This is a genomic window from Rheinheimera gaetbuli, assembly GCF_054781935.1.
The window spans coordinates 128,340-147,548 of the sequence record NZ_BAAGTL010000008.1 but is presented as its reverse complement, the minus strand read 5'-3'; the positions used below and the strand labels follow the sequence as shown (position 1 = coordinate 147,548).

The window sequence follows — 19,209 nt, the reverse complement described above, 5'->3', positions numbered from 1 at the left end:
CAGCTATCAAGGTGGGATTTATGGCGAAGCGGGTTATGCCAACTGATAAACCGAATATACAACAGCCAGTAACACTGGCGTCGCTAAGTGAGTTAGTGCGATATAAACGCACTTCTCTGGGTGTTTCTATTGCTGACGCTGCACTCTTATTTGGACTATCCAAACAGACATATCAGAATATTGAAAAAGGCGCGGGTAATGTTCGGGCAGAAAATTTATTTACCGTGTTGACGTTATGGGGCATAGAACTACAGGTAAAAGCAGTGGAAGACAATAATGACTGGCTCTGATAACCAGCCCAAACTAAACGTCTATGCCAATTCCAGTCTGGTTGGTGAGCTGGCATTCATGTCGCCAGGCAAATGCCAATTTCATTATGCAGCCAGCTGGTTAGCGCAAGGCTTTGCCATTTCGCCACATATAAATTTTCAGCAAACAGTATCATCTGAAACTTTGATCAACTTCCTGAAAAACCTGCTCCCTGAAGGCGATGCTTTAAGTAGTTTGCTAAGTTACGAGCGGTTATCCAAAGATAATGTGCTTGCCATACTTAAAGCCATTGGGGCTGAAACCGCCGGCGCGCTATCGTTTCATAACCGCCAGCCTGCAGATGCCGTCAGCAAACTTCGGCCAATTACGGACGCCGAACTGGCTGAGCGCCTGAGCAGCCAGGACACGAGTCAGCTGGTGTACTGGGACGGTAAGTTCCGGCTATCCGTTGCCGGTGTGCAAAACAAGCTAAACGTATATGTTGATGAAAACCAGCAGCTATCGCTGGCCGACGGCAACTACTCCAGCACGCATATTGTAAAATTCTCTGCTGCCAACTATCGCAGTATCGTCGTGAATGAGTTGTTTTGCATGCGGCTGGCTGCAGCAGTTGGCATTGATGTGGCCGAAGTGCAACAACGGCATTTTGGTGGTCACCACGCTTTGCTGGTTACCCGATTTGACCGCAAACGTACTGAAAATGGCGTCAGCAAACACCATATGATTGATGCTTGCCAGGCATTAGATTTGCCTCCTGAGTATAAGTACGAACGCCAGTTTGGCGATGATCGCGACGTTGCCAATATCAGAGATGGCGTAAGTCTGAGTAAGCTCATTTCATTTGCCCGTCTTACTGCTGTGCCATTGCTAACCATCCAAAAAATGCTCGACTGGTTACTGTTTAATCTAGTTATTGGCAACAGTGATGCTCACGGTAAAAACATCAGCTTTTTTGTTGGCCGCAACGGCATTAGCCTTAGCCCCTTTTATGATTTAGTTTCCATACTGCATGAAGCGCAACAACACCCTCAACTTAACACTAATTTGGCCATGGCAGTTGGCGACAACTTCGATATCAATACTATCACCGCATACGACTTACTGACATTTGCAGACGAGGTTGGCCTCAAACCGGCACTGATTAAGCGTCGTCTGGATTCACTGGCTATACGCTGCCAGAATCAGGCCAACCGGCTGGATTTTAGTACAGACCAACTTACTGCAGAACAGCAAGCTCATATAAAAAACTTAACCCTGCTCACTTTGCAACGCTGTGAATACTTTTTACAACAAAGCCGCCAGTTTAACGCTGTTTTACGGTCGGCTTTTTAGTCAGCAATACAATGGCCCTAACAACGCGGTAGCGATGCTGATCATGCAGCTTGTGGCGACAGAGTTAACAGAGCGCCAGGCCTGTGGCCAAACCAGCAGGGTTGCAACTCAGCGACAATGAATGGCTGCATGTCAGCGCAGCTTCTGCAGGTAATTGAAGGGCAAAAACTCCTAATCAACCTGCCCCGTCAATAGCAAACGCTGCAGGATCAAATCTGCAATACGGCGGGGGCAATGCTCCTCAACTATGGGTAGCTGCAGGTTTTTCAGTGGTTGAATATTCTCGTCCCGCTGCATAGCACCATCTAGTAACACCGGCACTATTGCCGGGCCACCAGATTTGCGAGCAATATTAAATTCATATCTTGCCCATCCGGGCTCAAAGTATCCGGGGGTTATAAAAGCAACAAACAACGCTGCCTGGCGGATACCATCTTTCAGCATTGGCACCAATATCTCGTCATCATACCAACGCGATTGTGGCATTACTTGCACATCCCACCAACATAAGGCAGCGTTTTGTTGCAGTATAGTGGCGACTTCGCTGACCAAAGCGCTGGCTTCCGCATGGCGGTGGCTAAGAAATACCGTTCTGCGACAGGCAACCATGTCTTGCAATTGCTTTAACTGCATGACACTTTCTTCCGTCAAGCGGCGGATAGATTGAAAATGCTGCATCAAATGGCCATAAGGTCCGGTTGCCGGCACGGCTGCTTGTTGGCACCGCTCGCACGATGCAATAGCGTTGTTGTGAGTGCCCGCAAAAGTCAGATTTTTAAACACCGCATAAGCATTATGAATTGGCAACGCTAATCCAGCGATCCCACCACACCAGTATGTATAGTCTTTGGTGATTTGGTTTGCAGTCATACCCGCAGAAGGCTGAACTTGTGGCGGGCTGCCTGCTGCAAGCTGAACAGATGCCGTTTTCGGAAAACGCTGATGTGTGATGGAAATACGCCCCAGCACTGAAGGTGGCAAAATTCGTCGTTGCTTGCCAATACTAAATTCCGGCGCGGTAAACAGCCAAAGCCCATCACCAAACCGCAACTTAGCCAGTATTGGCTGACCCGAACCATATTGATCGGTCAATGGCAAATGTTTCTGCGACGGTGCGTCATTTCTATGTTTTGGGTTTTTATATTCCTTTATGCTTTGCCAACTGACACGAGCCAAATATTCAGCCATGGCTAACCCGCATTGCTTGCATTACGTAGCTCAGCAAGCAATGCCATCGCTTCTTGCTGCATCCCCATGTCCCGCATTAACCCAAGCAGCGCCTCACCGGTGTTAATCACATCCGGATGTTGCTGACCTAACAGCTTTAACCGACCTTGATGCGCCTGCTGCAATAATTGCAAAGCCTGTGGTAACTCCTTCAACTGCCATAAAGTAAAAGCCAGGTTGTTTTTGCTGGTGAGTGTAGCCGGGTGCGCTGCGCCCAGGGTGCGCTCGCGTGCTTCCAGCACCGCTTCTTCTAAGCGTCGGGCGCCAGCGAGGTCGCCTTGTGCTTTTAAGGTGCCGGCCAGGTTGTTTTTACTGCTAAGTGTATTCGGGTGCTCTGCGCCCAGGGTGCGTTCGAGTGCGTCCAGCACGGTTTCCTGTAAATGACGGGCGCCAGCGAGGTCGCCTTGTGCTTTTAAGGTGCTGGCCAGGTTGCTTTTGCTGGTGAGTGTACTGGGATGCTCTGAACCCAGAGTGCGCTCGAGTGTTTCCAGCACCGCTTCTTCTAAGCGTCGGGCGCCGGCGAGGTCGCCTTGTTGCCATAAGGTGCTGGCCAGGTTGTTTTTGCTGGTGAGTGTATCCGGGTGCTCTGCGCCCAGCGTGCGCTCACGTGCGTCCAGCACCGCTTCTTGTAGATGCCGGGCGCCAGCGAGGTCGCCTTGTGCTTTTAAGGTGCTGGCCAGGTTGTTTTTACTGCTAAGTGTATTCGGGTGCTCTGCGCCCAGCGTGCGCTCACGTGCTTCCAACGCCGCTTCTTGCAAATGCCGGGCGCCAGCGAGGTCGCCTTGTTGCCCCAAGGTGTTGGCCAGGTTGTTTTTGCTGCTAAGTGTATCCGGGTGCTCGGCGCCCAGGGTGCGTTCACGCGCTTCCAACACGGCTTCTTCTAAGCGACGGGCGCCAGCGAGGTCGCCTTGTTGCGCTAAAGTGCCGGCCAGGTTGTTTTTGCTGGTGAGTGTACTGGGATGCTCTGAACCCAGAGTGCGTTCGAGTGCTTCCAGCACCGCTTCTTGTAAATGACGGGCGCCAGCGAGGTCGCCTTGTTGCGCTAAAGTGCCGGCCAGGTTGTTTTTGCTGGTGAGTGTATCCGGGTGCTCTGCGCCCAGGGTGCGTTCACGTGCGTCCAGTACCGCTTCTGCTAAGCGACGGGCGCCAGCAAGGTCGCCTTGTTGCCCTAAGGTGCTGGCCAGGTTGCCTTTGCTGACTAACACGTCTTTATGTTCGGCAGGCAAAGCTAACACGTCAGTGAAAAACCGTATATTTTCTTCAGCGATGGTCCTGGCATTTTGCAATTGCCCCGCCTGCAGATAATAAAGCTCTAATCGATGTCGTAAACTACATGCTTCTGCCGATTGATGTTGCTGCGGTAAAAAGTGCGCCAAAGCAAGATAGGGCTGTAGTTGCGGATGGCTGCGGTTATCAGTAACGTTGGCAAATTGGTTTAGGACTACGACAATTAAGTGCTGCTGCAGTTCTGATACTTCGGGCAGAGCAACATCTTGCTGATTGCTAAGCAGGTGCCAGCAGGCCGAGATAGTCAGTGGGTGCAATTCCAGCATGGGCTCGTTGTGCGCTGCACCATCTGTGCTTTTTACCCGCAGCTCGGTTTGTTGTACCAGGGCCGCCTGAGACAGACCACGTAGCGCCACACTGGCTGGCATTTCATCCAGCTGAAACAGCGCCTTGGCTGCATCTTTTAGCGCCGTAGCCGGAAAGGCGCTATTGCCTTCGCACTGACAGGCCAGTGCCAATAAACGCTTGGCATTATCATTAAGCCGCTGCAAAGATAAGGCAAAGGTGGCGACTATCCCCACGGCTTTGTCTCCTAAATCTGCTGCTAACAGTGCGGCAATCTGTTCAATAACCGGCAGCACTTGCTGGGCATTAACCCCATCAATCAGCTGTTGATAACTGCTGTGTTTTAAATGTTCCCCTGCCAGCACCAACGCCAGAGTATGAGCGCCGGTTTGCTGCACCAACTGCTCCGCAAAGGGGTGTTCAGCTTGTGTAAAATCGCGATAACTGCGCAATAAACGTAGTGCACTTATGTTATCTAAGGGGGCTAAGTTCAATGGTTTAAAACCGGCAAGCTCACCGGAAAAGCGGGTAGTTATTAGCGTATGGCTATTGGCCATCGGCGCGGTTAGCCATTTTTGTAGTTGGTTGTAGACATTTGTATTGAGTACCGGCACGTTATCCAGTAGCCACAATACTGGCTGGCTTTGCCATGGCCCTTGTTGCTGTAGCTTCTCCCATAGCGGCTGTGCTTCCAGGTATTGCCCGGCGCTATCGCGGCAAAAGCTGCTTTGACCGCCCCAGTCCAGCGCTTCGCGCACCGCATCAGCCCACACTCTACGCATACTGTTATCATCAACTTGCGCTTCGCTGTCTAACGGCGCCAGATTTAACCAGAACACCCCGCCCGGGTATGCTGCACTAAATTTGTCTACATAAGCCCTTGCCAGCTCGGTTTTGCCAATGCCCGCCATGCCATGGGTTTGTATTGCCACTAAGCGGTTAGTTTGGCTTATTTGGGCCGGATGCAGCAGGCTACGCAGCTGCCATAATTCGCGCAGGCGACCGGTAAAGTGCGAGCTAACGGCTTGCGCCTGGCTGCCATAACTGGCCGCTGCAACAGTTTGCTGCTCGTTCGACAAAGGCGTGGTTAAGGTCGCTAATTTCTGTGTTAATTGCGCAGTTAGCATCGCGTCGTGCAAGCTATTACCGGCTAACAAATTATTGCTTTGCAGCTCACCAGCGTAAATATGGTCTGCTGTTGTCTCCGGGTTGACGACCCAAATGCGCTGACTAACATCGCTGCTTTGTGCCCGGGCATACTGCCAACCCAATGTCAGTTCGGCCATGCAATGCTCCGAATCAGCATAATCGGCACTCCACCACACCAATAGCGCTTTGGAATTAGCTATAGCACCGCGCAGCACCTCAGGAAAGTCAGCCAGAGGGTCAATGTCGCTGGTATCCAAAAAGCAGCGGATACCCGCTTGCTCCAGGCAGGCAACAGCGGCCTGCACCGCTAAGGCCTGAGTGCGGCGATAGCTGATAAAAAGCTCTATTGGTTTAGGAGTCAAAATTTCCTCGCTGCGAACCAGTGTTGGCTCGGTGTAGCTCTTTAGAAAGGGCCCTGGCTTCTTGATGTAACTCCATCTCTAGCATTAAATCTAACAGCGCTTGCCCAGAATCCATCGCATCGGGATGCTGTTTACTCAGCGTTGCAACTCTGCCTTCATAGGCATTTTTCATTAGTTGCAGCGCCGGCTCGTGCTCTTTAAGCTGCCTTAATGTAACAGCCAAATTGTGCTTACTAGTAAGAGTACTAGGGTGCTCTGTTCCAAAGATGCATTCACGCGAATCCAGCACAGCCTCTTCTAAGTATCGGGCTCCAGCTAAGTCCCCTTGTGCTTTTAAAGTGCCGGCCAGATTGTTTTTACTGGTTAGTGTGCTGGGGTGCTCAGCGCCCAGGATGCGCTCGCGGGCTTCCAGTACCGCCTCTTGTAGATGCCGGGCGCCAGCGAGGTCGCCTTGTGCTTTTAAGGTGCCGGCCAGGTTGTTTTTACTGCTAAGTGTATTCGGGTGCTCTGCGCCCAGAGTGCGTTCGAGTGCTTCCAGCACCGCTTCTTGTAAATGACGGGCGCCAGCGAGGTCGCCTTGTTGCGCTAAAGTGCCGGCCAGGTTGTTTTTGCTGGTGAGTGTATCCGGGTGCTCTGCGCCCAGGGTGCGTTCACGTGCTTCCAGTACCGCTTCTTGTAAATGACGGGCGCCAGTGAGGTCGCCCTGTTGCCATAAGGTGCTGGCCAGGTTGTTTTTGCTGGTGAGTGTATCCGGGTGCTCTGCGCCCAGAGTGCGCTCACGTGCTTCCAGCACCGCTTCTTCTAAGCGACGGGCGCCAGCGAGGCCGCCTTGTGCTTTTAAGGTGCTGGCCAGGTTGGCTTTACTGGTGAGTGTACTGGGGTGCTCTGCGCCCAAGGTGCGCTCGCTTGCTTCCAGCACCGCTTCGTCTAAGCGGCGGGCGCCGACGAGGTCGCCTTGTGCTTTTAAGGTGCCGGCCAGGTTGTTTTTGCTGATGAGTGCACTGGGGTGCTCTGCGCCCAGAGTGCGTTCGAGTGCTTCCAGTACCGCTTCTTCTAAGCGACGGGCGCCAGCGAGGTCGCCTCGTTGCCATAAAGTACTAGCCAGATTGGCTTTACTGCTAAGTGTGTCCGGATGCTCTGGGCCCAGGGTGCGCTCACGCGCTTCAAGCACAGCAACTTCTAATCGACGAGCGCTATCTAGGTCTCCCTGCGCCCGAAACGTCTCAGCCAGTTCGGCTTTACTGGTAATCGTATCCGGGTGCTCTGGGTCCAAAATGCGCTCGCATGCTTCAAGTACCAGTTCTTGCAAGCGACAAGCTGCTGTCAAGTCGCCTTGTGTAAAGTAAATTTTAGCCAGGGTACGCTTTGTATAGAGCGTATTTTGATTGGTATCACCCAATAGTGATTGCTGCTGTTCTAATAGGTTCTCCAGCTTACTGACTAAACGAAGTTCATGTATTGTCGGTGCGTGGTAGTTTTCTATATTGGCTCTAACCAAACAATGTAGCCATACCCAACTGCCGCTTCGGCTTAAACCTATAGCGTCGAGCCAATGGCTAAGTTTAGTGATCGCCCCGGCTTCCATGGCTGAAAATACCAAACGCGGTGCTGTAGTTAGTGTACGAAGTAACCAGCTAGTCGCCGCATTTTCAAAACTGGCATTTAAGCCATAGCCTCCAAGCAACTCTTCTGCCTCTGATAAAAGCTGCTGTAGTTCTTTCCAGCGCTGACTTTGCAATTTGTGCAGCGCCAGCAAAAGAACCAGATTTGGCAGTATTGTTAGAAGCTCTTCGTTAGCAGGCTCCAAGCGCAACGACGCTTCCATAGCTTTGAGTTGCTTAACGGTTTTTCCATCTTGCAAACTACTGATCCAATTATCAATCTTAGCTAACGGATCTTGCTGCTGAATGTGCTCACCGTCCCGTAACCAGTTATCCAGCCAGCTTAACTCCAGCTCAGGTGGAGCCAGTTCTTGCAAAAGATTCGCCAGTTTCAGAGCTGAAAGCTTATCAGCAGGATATTGCCAAGGCTCTGCACCAGTAACTAACCAGGGTAAGAACGTTTCATAAGCCTGACGCAAGGAATAGCGGTCTCTGGCCGCGCTACTGACAAAACATAAACGTTCACCAAAGGCATAATCCGGACTGTGTGGCACAAATACCTGTGCAAAATAATTGTCAAGCATGCCTTCTTGTGCTGACGTAGTACATACCTGTTCTTCTTCACCTGCAGGTTGCAGCAGCTCTTCGAACAATGGCTGATAGCCTTCAACTTTGCCAAATACATGATGATTTTCTGCTCCATAACGCCACACGTTCCGATAGTCCTCACTGTTTTGCTCAATTCTCGAAGCGAGTGGGTATACACGTAATGGCCGCAGGTCTGCAGAGCGTTGCCGATAGTTTTTGGCAAACTCTGTTACATGGGTAATACCTGCCAGGCTCTGTCTATTTGGTGTAAAAACAACCGTCAGAACATCAGGTAAGAGGGTAGAACAGATACTGCTACTGTCACTTAACCCTGTGCGGGAATCAATTAATATGCAGGCATACTGCGACTTCCAATAAGACGCAAGCGACCGAAATATACCTGGGGCGTTATCGAATAACTGCTGCCAATTCATCTTCGCTAGTTTTTGGCCATATTCTGAATCAAACATTCCGGCCTGAATCAACCAACATTTTTCGGATGTACTCGCTGAAGTACTTTTTTCAAAAGAAACAGGCACTAAGTACGGTTTAAAATCAAAATCTTGAATTAAGTTGTCACATTCCTGATCCGATAGCCTTAACTTATCATTCGTTTCCGTTTTGGCTTCTCGCAGCAGCAACTCAACTTTTTCGCTGAGCGAGGTAAATAATTCCAACGTCCCTTGTTGCAACGGATTTTTAGCATCTGACGGCAGAAAGTCTTTTAAATATTGATGCAGACCTGGCGCTTCCAAGTCAAAATCAACCAGTAGCATCGGCTTGGCTTGCTCTGGCCAGCAAGCAGCCATTAAGCCAGCACAATTAGCTAATGCAATACTGCGCCCCGTACCGCCTTTGTAAGAATAAAAGGTAATAATTTCACCATCTTGATTTGGATCGGCAAATCTGATCATGCATTCTTTATCAAAATAGGTGTTTATAGCTCGCTTTCTGCTTAATATCATGGCTTGACCCCTGTCCAACTTGGAAAGGAATCAGGCAGGCTTGGCGCTGCAAGTTTTGGTGCAAACATCTTATTGATTATTTGCGGGCCAACCTGCAATTGGTCAACTCGAGATTGCATTTTCTGGCAATGTCTCAGTATCAGATCAGAGATTTCCGCGACGGTAGCACGATGTCTTTTGAGTTTGATAGCCATTGGGTTAATTCGACAATCTATAAAATCTCTGATTTGGTAACCATTGTTTAACTCAGGCATAGGATGCTTATCACAGATACGGATAGCAATAATCCAGTCATTTTCGGCGGGGTCATTCTGAAGCAGTTGGGAGCGATACTCTGCCACTTGTTGCATACACCGGAATTCGTTTAAGCAAGTATTTTCAGAACTAAAATATGTTGGCGCCGCGATAGTAATCATTAACGCGCTTTTGTTGAGCTCTGGCAAGATCCATTGTTGCCAATCATCATTATTTTTTATGTGACCGGATTGATCGTATTTAAAAATAGAGAGCTGCCTATCCAGAAAAGACAACTGGTCTTTCAGCTCTTCGTAAAATAACTTTGCAAACTGAGTTGCTGGGCCGGCATCGCTAGAAAAGCTGATAAAACATGCATGTGTAAAAGGCATTATTTGTCTCCTGATGTCGCGAACATGGCCAACAGTTGTATTAACTGCTCCACAGCAGTGTTTTCCGCGTCAGCGAGGTTGTTTTGCTGAATATGCTGTAAATAAGGTTTCCCCATAAAGTCGGCGGTATCACGTACCGATTGCCACCAATGTACAGAGCTGACTCTTAGCTGCAGTTCTTGTAACTGAGTGCTGACCTCAGGCAGTGTGAGATGCAGTTGCTGTTGTTGCATCGCTTGCCAAATGGCGGCTTCCAATGGGCCTACATGGTTCCAGAAATCGGCTTCCTGTTCAGCCTGCTGCTGGTAAAGATACTGCAATTTTTGCCAGTCATCATCTGTTGGTGCTGCAAATTTGGCGTTCAGCCAATGTAACCGCAGCTTAGCCAGATACAGCTGGCTTAACGGGTAAAAACTGTCTTTGGCATTGCGATCGGCGGCCTGTTGATAGGCTGCAGCCATCTGTTCTAACGCTGCAGTTAGCTCCGCTGCGTTAGTGGGTTTTGCTGGCTGCTGCGCGCGTTTGCCCGCCGCTTTTGCCGGCGGCGTGTTGTCTATCAGCATAACCCGCCGTTTCCAGGCTGAACCCAGCAAGCTGAAGCGCTCAGCTGTTGGTGCCAGTTCAATTAAATGCTGTAGTTGTTGCGTAGCGGCTTTCAGGGTTGCTTCGTCAGTAGCCAGGCGTACCTGCAAATTCAGCTGTTGCTCGCGCGCCACAAAACTGGCTGAGCCATCAGCAGCATTTACTGCAATGGTAAACCAATGGTGTGCACGGTTTTTAACACCTAGTGCCAGCCAGCAGTAGGCAATCTGCTCCGCAATCTGGCCTTGTTGCAGCCAGCTGTTGTTGCTACTGCGCAAAATCAACATCAGTCGGTTTTGTAAACCTGACCGTTCGTCATCACTGCCATAAGCAGCCTGTGCTTGCAGTTGTTCCAGCGTGAGTAGCAGTTCGCGGGCACTGGCTAGAGACGGCGTTTGCAGCTCACTTGTCTGCTCGTTATCGCATAGCCGCCAGGTCGGGTCACCATAGCACTGATATGCAGCCCAGGTGTTGTCCTTAGGGTTGGCATCAAAAGCTGCTTTACGCCCAGCCTGTATTGCCTGAGCGAAGGTCATATCGCGCCGCAATGCCTGATAGAAATTGCCAGCAAAGGCTTCGGCGGCCTGGTCTGCTACTGCCCAGGCTGCCACCACCACACAACGTACACCGCTACGGATAAGTTGCTCGCCAACGTTGGCAGCAAAATCATGGTAACGGGCAGCGTTTTGCTGCTCCGTCTTACCCAGCTCACAGCAATTTACAAATACCAGTTCAGGTGCATGCAGCATGCTGTCAAATTCAGCAGGCCCAAATACAATACCGTTTTGTAGCAGCATGCCCGTTTTACAACTTTGCGATCCAGCCTCGTCTGACGGGCAGTAAAGGCCATGACCGGCCAGATGCACCATTTGCCAGTCATGGCTGAATGCGGCTTTAAAGATATCGCTACTACTACTGTTAAGCAGTAAATGCGCGCGCGTGGAAAATACCTTTGCTACTTGTTTTGCTTCTCTGGCCGCGCCCGGTAATGGCGCCACTAACTCATCAACTAACGGCTCGCCAATCACCAGAATTTTGTCAGACAAACTCGCCGTTGGCTGACGCCTGAACTCGCGCAAGCGGAGTTTACGCAGCACACTGTTATTGAACGCTTGCCCTGTGCCGGGATCGATGGGGTTGTGTTGCACGGCACCTTCAATCAGTAACTCCCAGGGGATCCAGGCTGTGTTGTTGTCCAACTCCATTACCAGCTCACTGCAGGCCGCCAAACTGGCTTTTAGTTCATGTGGCAGAACTAAGTGAAACAGCGTCAGGGCTAATGTCTGATCAAAATACCCACTTAACTCGGCGCTGCGCAGCAGCTCGCGGATTTGCGCTACCTGAATTTCCTTGTAATAAAGCTCAGAGCGGGCGCGACGGGTAAACAGAGCAAACTCCAGCAGTAAATTACACGATGCGTTGGCTACCGCGGTTGCGCTGGCGCTTTGCTGGTGTAACGGCCGGGCACTAACTCGCAACAAATCATATTTCACGCTCCGGTAATGGCCGTCTACCGGTTGTGAAATGCCATTGTTGCCGCTTATCACTTGCTTTGTCAGTTCCAGCGGCAAGGCCTTATTCAGTGCTATCCAGTCGTGCAGCGTATGCCATGCTTCCAGGGCACGGTTATGGAACTGCTCAATAATCAAGAGCCTGCTAACATGCGCTACTGTGCGGTGCGGCCGCTGCATAGCGAGCTGCTGCAGTTTTTCATTGGCATCCAGCACGCCTTGTACTAAGGCCTGTACAGACTGGCTAACCGCGACAATGCCACCACTGCCTAAAATGGTCACCGCCAACTCTAACTGCGAGATCTGTCGCTCTTGCTGCAAACAATAGCTGGTTACACCAGCCTGCACTGTGCGCCGGATTGCTGCTGGTGTCAGCTCGCCTTCATCGCCCAGCCCTACCACAATTGCTGCTACTGGCTTGGGATAAGCCAGTGGATTGGCGGGATTTTGCTGGCGATTAACAAAAATCTGGTGCTGTCCCGGTGTCACCGGATACACACCCGACTGCAGAGCCAGCTGCAGATCTCCACCCAGCAGTTGGTCCACTGCCTGCTCTGAGCCGGTAAGCTGCATTGAATTGACATGCCCTAATAGGAGTGGCTGGCGCACAAATCGCAAATCGTCGTTGCGCACAGTTAGCTGCAATGGCGGGAGTTGCTGCCCTGCACGGCTGGCAACACTGCTATCGATAAACAAGGCCTGCATCACCGTCGCTTCATCCAGCGGGTAACCACTGTATGCAGTTTCGGCATGCGCTCTGGTTTTGGTTGTCAACAATGCGCTGTCGCCATCGTCACGCCTCTCTGGTAAATAGAACGGCTGTAAACCTGCCGACTGAATGGTGTTACCTGCCAGCCACTGTTGGCAAGCTGCAATAACGTACTTGTCATTGGCCAAAGCACCATGCACCTGCGGGCTTAGCCAGGTTTTTATGCCTTCGATAACCGAATCGTGCCAGCACACCCGGCCATCGCCTTGCTGGCTATATTGGTATTGCACCGCCCCCAGACTATCTACGACAAAGCCCGCTGGCGTTTGCGGGCTGCTGCCAAGAATGATACTTATTTTATCGTGGTAGCCCTGCAATAACGGCAACTGGGTATTAAGTTTATGCCGCAGTAAACTGGCCTGCTCTAGCGTGTTCTCGCTCGGGATGGCCCACAAGTGCTTTTTCGAAAACCGGCTAAACCAAGGGTTAGTATCCTGAGTAACCATTTGATCTGCGTCGGCTAACTGGCGCCAGTAGGCCTGTTGTGCCATCGGGTGCTGCGGGTCATGCAAACCGGCCTGTAACTGCAGCAAACCGGTAAAATCTGCAATCAGTTTGCGGCTTTCCAGCGTCTGCAAATCGCCATTTAACCGGCACAGCATATTGGCAAAAGAGTCATCACCCGTCAGCATAGTCATCGGTGCCCAGGAACCGTTGTTTGGAGGCCCGAGCAACATTACCCGGGTATTGGGCCGGTTCAACCAACTTTGCCATAACTCCGGTTCAACGATCTGCAGCACCCGAAACACCAGAGAGCCCATCGAATGCGCCACCAGATGAATAGCGGTATTGGACCGGTGTGCCAGTTGTTGCCGAAGCAGCGCAGCAAGAGCTTTAGCGCTATCTTCCAGCGAACGGCGCCAGTCGTAACTGAATGGCAGCACTTCATACTGCAAGGCCAGTTGCTCTATCAGAGTTTGATAGTAGGTTTGCAACACGCCGTCTGCTTCGATGTTGTCATTATCTTGCAGGCGAATGCGATCCAGCATGCCAAAAGCGCGGTGCAATGCCAGCCATTCACGTCGGCCAGCTGCCTGCAGATGGCTACCAGCGATACCCGGCAGCACCAGCACCAAGGGTTTTGCCGCATTACCTAAATCGTTAGCAGCTAAAATATTGGGGCTGAAACGGGATTTGTCGCTGGCGCGCACGCCTGTAGCACTTTTGCCCTGATAAGACAACGGGCCTACCGGCAAGAAGCCAGTCGGTTGCTGTTGCGTTAAGGCCTCGGTAATAGCGCTGGCGGTACTTAGATTACTAAAATAGCTAAAATGGTCGGTTTTGCCGCTGCTTTCCAGTATAAAGCGAGCATCACGGCGCAGTACACCACCGTACATAGCGCTGGTTTGTACTACTAAGTCGTTGTCTGTACGGTAAAAGCTGTCGGCTAGCAGGGTTTTGATCCAGGATACCAGCGAGTCACCGGCAATATCGCCAGCCACTACACGTAACTGGCTGTCACAACCATCGCTAAGGGGCGCATTTAACCAACGTATTACTGCGCTTTGCGAGCGCATCGCCTCGATGCCTGTCAGGCTGGCGGGATCAGTGCGTTCACGTGCCACTGCCTTGGTAAAATCCAGCAGGCCAGGTAACAACGGAATATTAGCCCGCTTTGCCAGCCAATTCAGCACGCTAAGATACGCATCCAGCCGGTCTGACGCCAACAAGGTCCCGTGCGCCGGGCAAGCTACCCGCACCAGTCGTTCAATCCGAATGTCTTTGCTTTTTAGCAACCTGACCAGCTCGGTCAGTTCCTGTTTGTGTTGTAAGTAGGCATCGTCCTGAAAATAGTCTGATATTTCTTGGTCAAACAGTTGATCATCAGCCGCTAACGTTAAGGCGCGTAATAGACACTCCGCAACCAGCCCTCCGCGCGAATGCGTAACCAAATGCAAAGTTGCCCGTTTCGGCAAGGCTTTTGCCAGCGTCAGAGCGTTAAACAAAGGGCTTTTTAATACCGTAGCATGATCAAGCGCATAGACCTGATTGTGATAGTAACCAAACAGCTGTTGGATTTGCTGTTGATGCAGCCACCAGCCGGCAAAACCCGCTTGGGTGTTACTAAAGGTGCCATGAATAAACACCAGTTGCGGATGGCTAACAGAGTCTAGTTGGCAAGTGGTCGCTTGCTTAAGATCAGCAATCGCCTGTTCTGACAGGCGGTACACGCCCTCATTAACCTTGCTGTCAATACGTGCGCCAATAGCTGCTGAGGTAAATTTAGCCGCTTTTTTCTTCAGCCCCAGCAACTCCAGCGTATCAATTAGCAAATCACCAATAAAGCCCCGCTGCGCACCATCCTGACTACGCCACTGCGCGTTGGCAGGCACCTGCACTGTGCCATCTGTAGCCAATTTTCCACCTTGCTGGCTTAGCAACAAATCCCGGGCATGCTGCGGATGCAACCATAAATCAAACGGTTGGCCGCTCTGATCTTTTAAAATCAGGTGTACTAAATCTTTGCCGCTTTCCGCGCTAAGCACCTGAGAGTTGCCAGCTGCACGTTTATTGCCGCCCGCAAGTTTGACACTGCGCACCTGATACTCTGCGTCGGTCGATACGGAAGCATCTTGCGAAATACTACGAACTGCAAATTGAATACGAGTTTGACTGGTCATCCATTTGCTCCATGCTGTCAGGACTTAGCAGGGCCAAACACCCTGCAATTAAGTTTTCTTTGTTATTTTGCAGATAAGCGGTACTGCGTGCTTTAACACTGGCCAAGTGTAGCTGTTAGTTGTCAATTTTGTTGGCACCCTGTGATAAAATTGCTTATCCCTGCTTAAACAGTAGGGTTAATTCCTCTACAACTTGCTTCCAGGCTTTTTCCGGGTTGCGCCAGTCTTGAATTGCTTGCAGCTGTGTTTGTTCATTTTTTGGCAAAAACTGTAACTGCGCTGCAGAAGTAGCCAACTCAGGATTACTGCCAGATGGAAAAACCAGCCAGTCTTCATAGCAACAATCTCGAATTAACACTGGAATAATCGAAAGTTTCTGCTGTTGGTGCAACTGCATTAACAATGGCGCTTCAACGTCTTGAATATAGCTGGACGCTAATAATGACTGACTTACCAGCAAAATAGCGACATCGGCTTCCGCCAGTTTTTGCCGGATGGTTTTATCCCAAAAATCACCTGCATTAATCATATTGTCGTGCCAGATTTCGATCTGCTCAATCCGTACTAAAGGTATTAGAAACTTGTTCAGAACATGGCGTTGTTCGATGTCATCATGCGCATACGAAATAAACACTTTCAGCCGTTTCTTCGGTTTGTTCAGCATAAAGGCCGCAAACAAGCTGGCCGGTAATTGTGCTGCCGGCTCAAACGTGTCGCAATCTTGTGCCACTACTGTGGTTTGCTGTTCAGGTAACCGCGCCAGACCGATCGCTTTAACGAAGTGTTGGCCATTAACTGAAAGACGCAAATCAGCTGGCGGGTTGAAATAAATCTTGTGATAAAGTGCTGGCAGTTCGGGCGTCAACGGCTGTTCGTCTGCGAAAGCTTCACCCAAACCAGTCGGTGGAAGATAGTGTCCTTGTAGCTTTTGGCGTTTCTGACAGAAATCAGCATAAGTGTCTACCGAACAATCATTATAGAGCGCCATAAGCACATAATACAGATAGCTTAAATGTTGCTGATATTGTTGCGCATCGTCATTTTGCAGAAATACCTGTATCTGCAGCTTTGGCGAAAATGCCAGCTTAATAAGGACCCTACTACTGGTTTCAAACATAAACAGAATCTGATCACGCCAGAATTTCTTGCGATCCGGCATCCGGCCAAAGAAGCACACCAACTGGTTAATTAAACCAAGCGGCAGGTAGTGTTCAAACCACAGCGTTAGCGCCGGGTTCGTTAATAAGCCAAAGGTTGCAAACTGATAATCCGGGTTGTTTTCATTGGTTAAAGGTAGGTAGTTTGGCACTATATATTCAGGCTGCTTAGCGTCGCCACCGCCATTTTCATGCAGAAAAATCACTTTCTCCTGCAACAAAATAGCCAGCACATCGGCATCTACCTGCATCTTGTCAAAGACAGATTTAGCTACAATACCTTTTGCTTGCTGCAAATGATGCTTTGCCAATACTTTGCTGTGAACATACTCGACAAACGCCATCGGGTTTTGCCACACTTTTTGCGGGTTGATGCTTGGGTAATAAAGCACCAATCCCTGTCGATGCAACTGAGTTAGGGCTGTTTCCAACAACTGATGCGAAGCAAGCTCAGCACCCGGTGCGCGATAAAGATCTAATAGTACTTTTGTATCTGTTGCTTGATAAAATTCACTCAGTTCATTTGTGTTGTGGGTAGCTAATATTTTGGCTAAAAAGGTTTCGTACCAGACCGCCTGTTCAACTGTCGCTTGATGTTCGTAAATTACTTTGTCCAGTTGCGCTTTAAAATAAGCTAACGCCGCCTGATGTAAGTTTTGCTCCAGTTGCAGCACTGAGTTAGCCAGCGCAGCAGTTCTACTTTTGTTGTTTGCCATTTTTAACGACAAATGATGCTGGCTGCATATTTGGTCGCTTGCGGTAAGCTCGGCATCATCACGGTCAATATAAGTTTGCACCATTAACAACTGTGCTGAAGCTCCATCTGGCTGAAAATGGCGGATACAGCCCAGCCAATAAGCGCGGCTAAATAACAGGTTTTCTTCGTTGTTACTATCTTGCAGGCATTGATTCAAGTCTTGCTGTTTATTCCAAACTAAACAGCGAATACCGTCTTGCCCCATAAACACCCGGTATATGCCGTGATAGTAATCTTGCCCGCCAAAGTCATACACCATAGCATCTGGTAACATACTTTTTTGCTTGGATTGTTTTTGGTGGCTTGCCACGGCATAAGGGTGTACCTGTAAAATATGGGTAGTGCCGGAATGTTTTAGTTTGCTATCTAAATGACACAGCAGGCTGGTTTTACCGGCAGCATGGTTGCCCAGCAGCATGACTTTGGCCGGTAAGCGAATTTGTGTTTCAGTTTGCTGAGTGCCTTGCTGGTATAAAAACGCTTCCAGTATGGGCAGGCTATTTTCCGCTTCATTTAGTTGTAAATTGTAATGCTTCTGAAGAGGATTCCCATCCAAATAAAGCGTTGTTAAGTAAGGAAACTCTTTATTTACGTCCTGTAACGGCCCTAATTTTTCAATTGAACAATCACGCGCGCGCAGCTCAACTAGCTGAGGCAGGTGCTGCATGCCGTACAAGCTTTTTAAACCAGAACAGTCGCTGATATTCAATGACATAAGCTGTGTTAGATGCTGTAGGCCATCCAAGCTATTTAAAGCCGAACTGTCCTTAACATCTAATGATGTAAGCTGAGTTAGGTTCTGCAATGCAACCAGGCTTTGTACAACCGCAGAGCCGCTAATATTCAACTGTGTTAGCTGTGTTAGATACTGCAATTCGTGCAGGCTATTTAGGGCAGGGCAGAAGCTGATATCCAAATGAGTAAGCTGGGTCAGGTATTGCAGCCCGTCCAGACTTCTTAAAGCCCGGCAGTAGCTGATATCCAATTGAGTAAGCTGGCTCAGATGTTGCAAAACTCCCAGATGGCGCAACGCATCACTGCCACCAATAATCAATTGGGTTAGCTTAGTTAAATGTTGAAGTTCGTCCAAGCCTCTTAAAGCCGAACAGTTGCTGATATTCAATTGGGTAAGCTGAGTTAGGTATTGCAAACCGTCTAGGCTTTGCAGTGCCTTACAGCCCGTGACATCCAATTTGCTAAGCTGAGGCAGATGTCGCAGCACATCTAGGTTTGTTAAAAAATTACAGTGACTGATACCTAATTGGCTAAGCAGGGTTAGCCGCTGCATGCCGTCCAGACTCTTTAGGGCAACACAGAAACTGAGATCCAATTTAGTAAGCTGGGTTAGCCGCTGGATTACGTCCAGACTCTTTAGGGCAACACAGAAACTGAGATCCAACTGAGTAAGTTGGGTTAGCTGCTGCAAGACATCCAGACTCTCTATGGCATCACAACCAGAGATGTTTAAACGGCTAAGCAAGGTTAGGTGTTGCAACTCGTCCAGGCTTTGCAGCGCCTTGTTGTCCCGGAAATCTATATGGTTAAGCTGGCTGAGGTGTTGCAAACCGTCTAAACTGGGCAGCCCACGACAGCTACGGATAGTCAACTGGGTAAGTTGAGTCAGATGCTGCAAATCAACTATGCTGTTTAAGGCATAACAATAACTGATATTCAACTGAGCAAGCTGGGCAAGGTGCTCCAGAGCGTCTAGGTTTGTTAAGAAATCGCAGTGACTGATATCTAAATGAGTAAGCTGGGTTAAGTACTGCAGAGCATCCAGGGCTTGCAACGCATAACAACAACTAATATCTAACCGGGTAAGTTGGGGCAGGTGCAACAGCCCGTCCAGACTTTGCAAGGCTTCGCAATGGCCAAGATTTAATTGAGTCAGTTGGGTAAAAGGTTCTAAACCACTTAAGTTGGTTAGCTCTCTACAGTCTGACAAATCCAGGCTGGTCAGTTGCTTCGCTAATAACACAAGTTCTTTTGGTAGCTGGCGCAGCCGCAGTTTACTTAAGTTAAGATGGGTAGCCCCGGTATCCAGAGCTTCTTGAATAAGGCGTTGCGCTTCACGCAAAGCGCCGGGGTGTTGATTAGCTTCCATCCGTAGAGCCAAGTTG

Annotated in this window: 8 protein-coding genes; 2 read left to right on the top strand and 6 right to left on the bottom strand. The window is 49.8% G+C overall.

The window, feature by feature from the left end:
* Nucleotides 1–20 precede the first annotated feature (20 nt).
* Nucleotides 21–290, top strand: coding sequence for a helix-turn-helix domain-containing protein (locus ACYVIC_RS07565; protein ID WP_460858725.1), 270 nt, complete (start codon nt 21–23; stop codon nt 288–290).
* Nucleotides 277–1,602 (top strand): HipA domain-containing protein, encoded by a 1,326-nt coding sequence (locus ACYVIC_RS07560; protein WP_460858722.1) that lies wholly within the window; start codon nt 277–279, stop codon nt 1,600–1,602. The genes ACYVIC_RS07565 and ACYVIC_RS07560 overlap by 14 nt, the downstream gene beginning before the upstream one ends.
* Before the next feature lie 171 nt (nt 1,603–1,773).
* On the opposite strand, the gene ACYVIC_RS07555 is transcribed toward ACYVIC_RS07560, so the two are convergent.
* The 6 genes from ACYVIC_RS07555 to ACYVIC_RS07530 form a co-directional block, all read right to left on the bottom strand.
* Nucleotides 1,774–2,790, bottom strand: coding sequence for a toll/interleukin-1 receptor domain-containing protein (locus ACYVIC_RS07555; RefSeq protein ID WP_460858720.1), 1,017 nt, complete (start codon nt 2,788–2,790; stop codon nt 1,774–1,776).
* Between the two features lie 2 nt (nt 2,791–2,792).
* The gene (locus ACYVIC_RS07550) at nt 2,793–5,912 is read right to left on the bottom strand and encodes a tetratricopeptide repeat protein (RefSeq protein ID WP_460858718.1); all 3,120 of its coding nucleotides are present in this window, start codon (nt 5,910–5,912) and stop codon (nt 2,793–2,795) included.
* Nucleotides 5,902–9,066 (bottom strand): tetratricopeptide repeat protein, encoded by a 3,165-nt coding sequence (locus ACYVIC_RS07545; protein ID WP_460858717.1) that lies wholly within the window; start codon nt 9,064–9,066, stop codon nt 5,902–5,904. The genes ACYVIC_RS07550 and ACYVIC_RS07545 overlap by 11 nt, the downstream gene beginning before the upstream one ends.
* A complete protein-coding gene (locus ACYVIC_RS07540; protein ID WP_460858715.1) occupies nt 9,063–9,692 on the bottom strand; it encodes a hypothetical protein in 630 nt (209 codons plus the stop codon). The genes ACYVIC_RS07545 and ACYVIC_RS07540 overlap by 4 nt, the downstream gene beginning before the upstream one ends.
* The gene (locus ACYVIC_RS07535; protein ID WP_460858713.1) at nt 9,692–15,175 is read right to left on the bottom strand and encodes a DUF7379 domain-containing protein; all 5,484 of its coding nucleotides are present in this window, start codon (nt 15,173–15,175) and stop codon (nt 9,692–9,694) included. Before ACYVIC_RS07535 ends, ACYVIC_RS07540 begins: the two co-directional genes overlap by 1 nt.
* Before the next feature lie 154 nt (nt 15,176–15,329).
* A complete protein-coding gene (locus ACYVIC_RS07530; protein ID WP_460858711.1) occupies nt 15,330–19,193 on the bottom strand; it encodes a TIR domain-containing protein in 3,864 nt (1,287 codons plus the stop codon).
* Between the last annotated feature and the right edge of the window lie 16 nt (nt 19,194–19,209).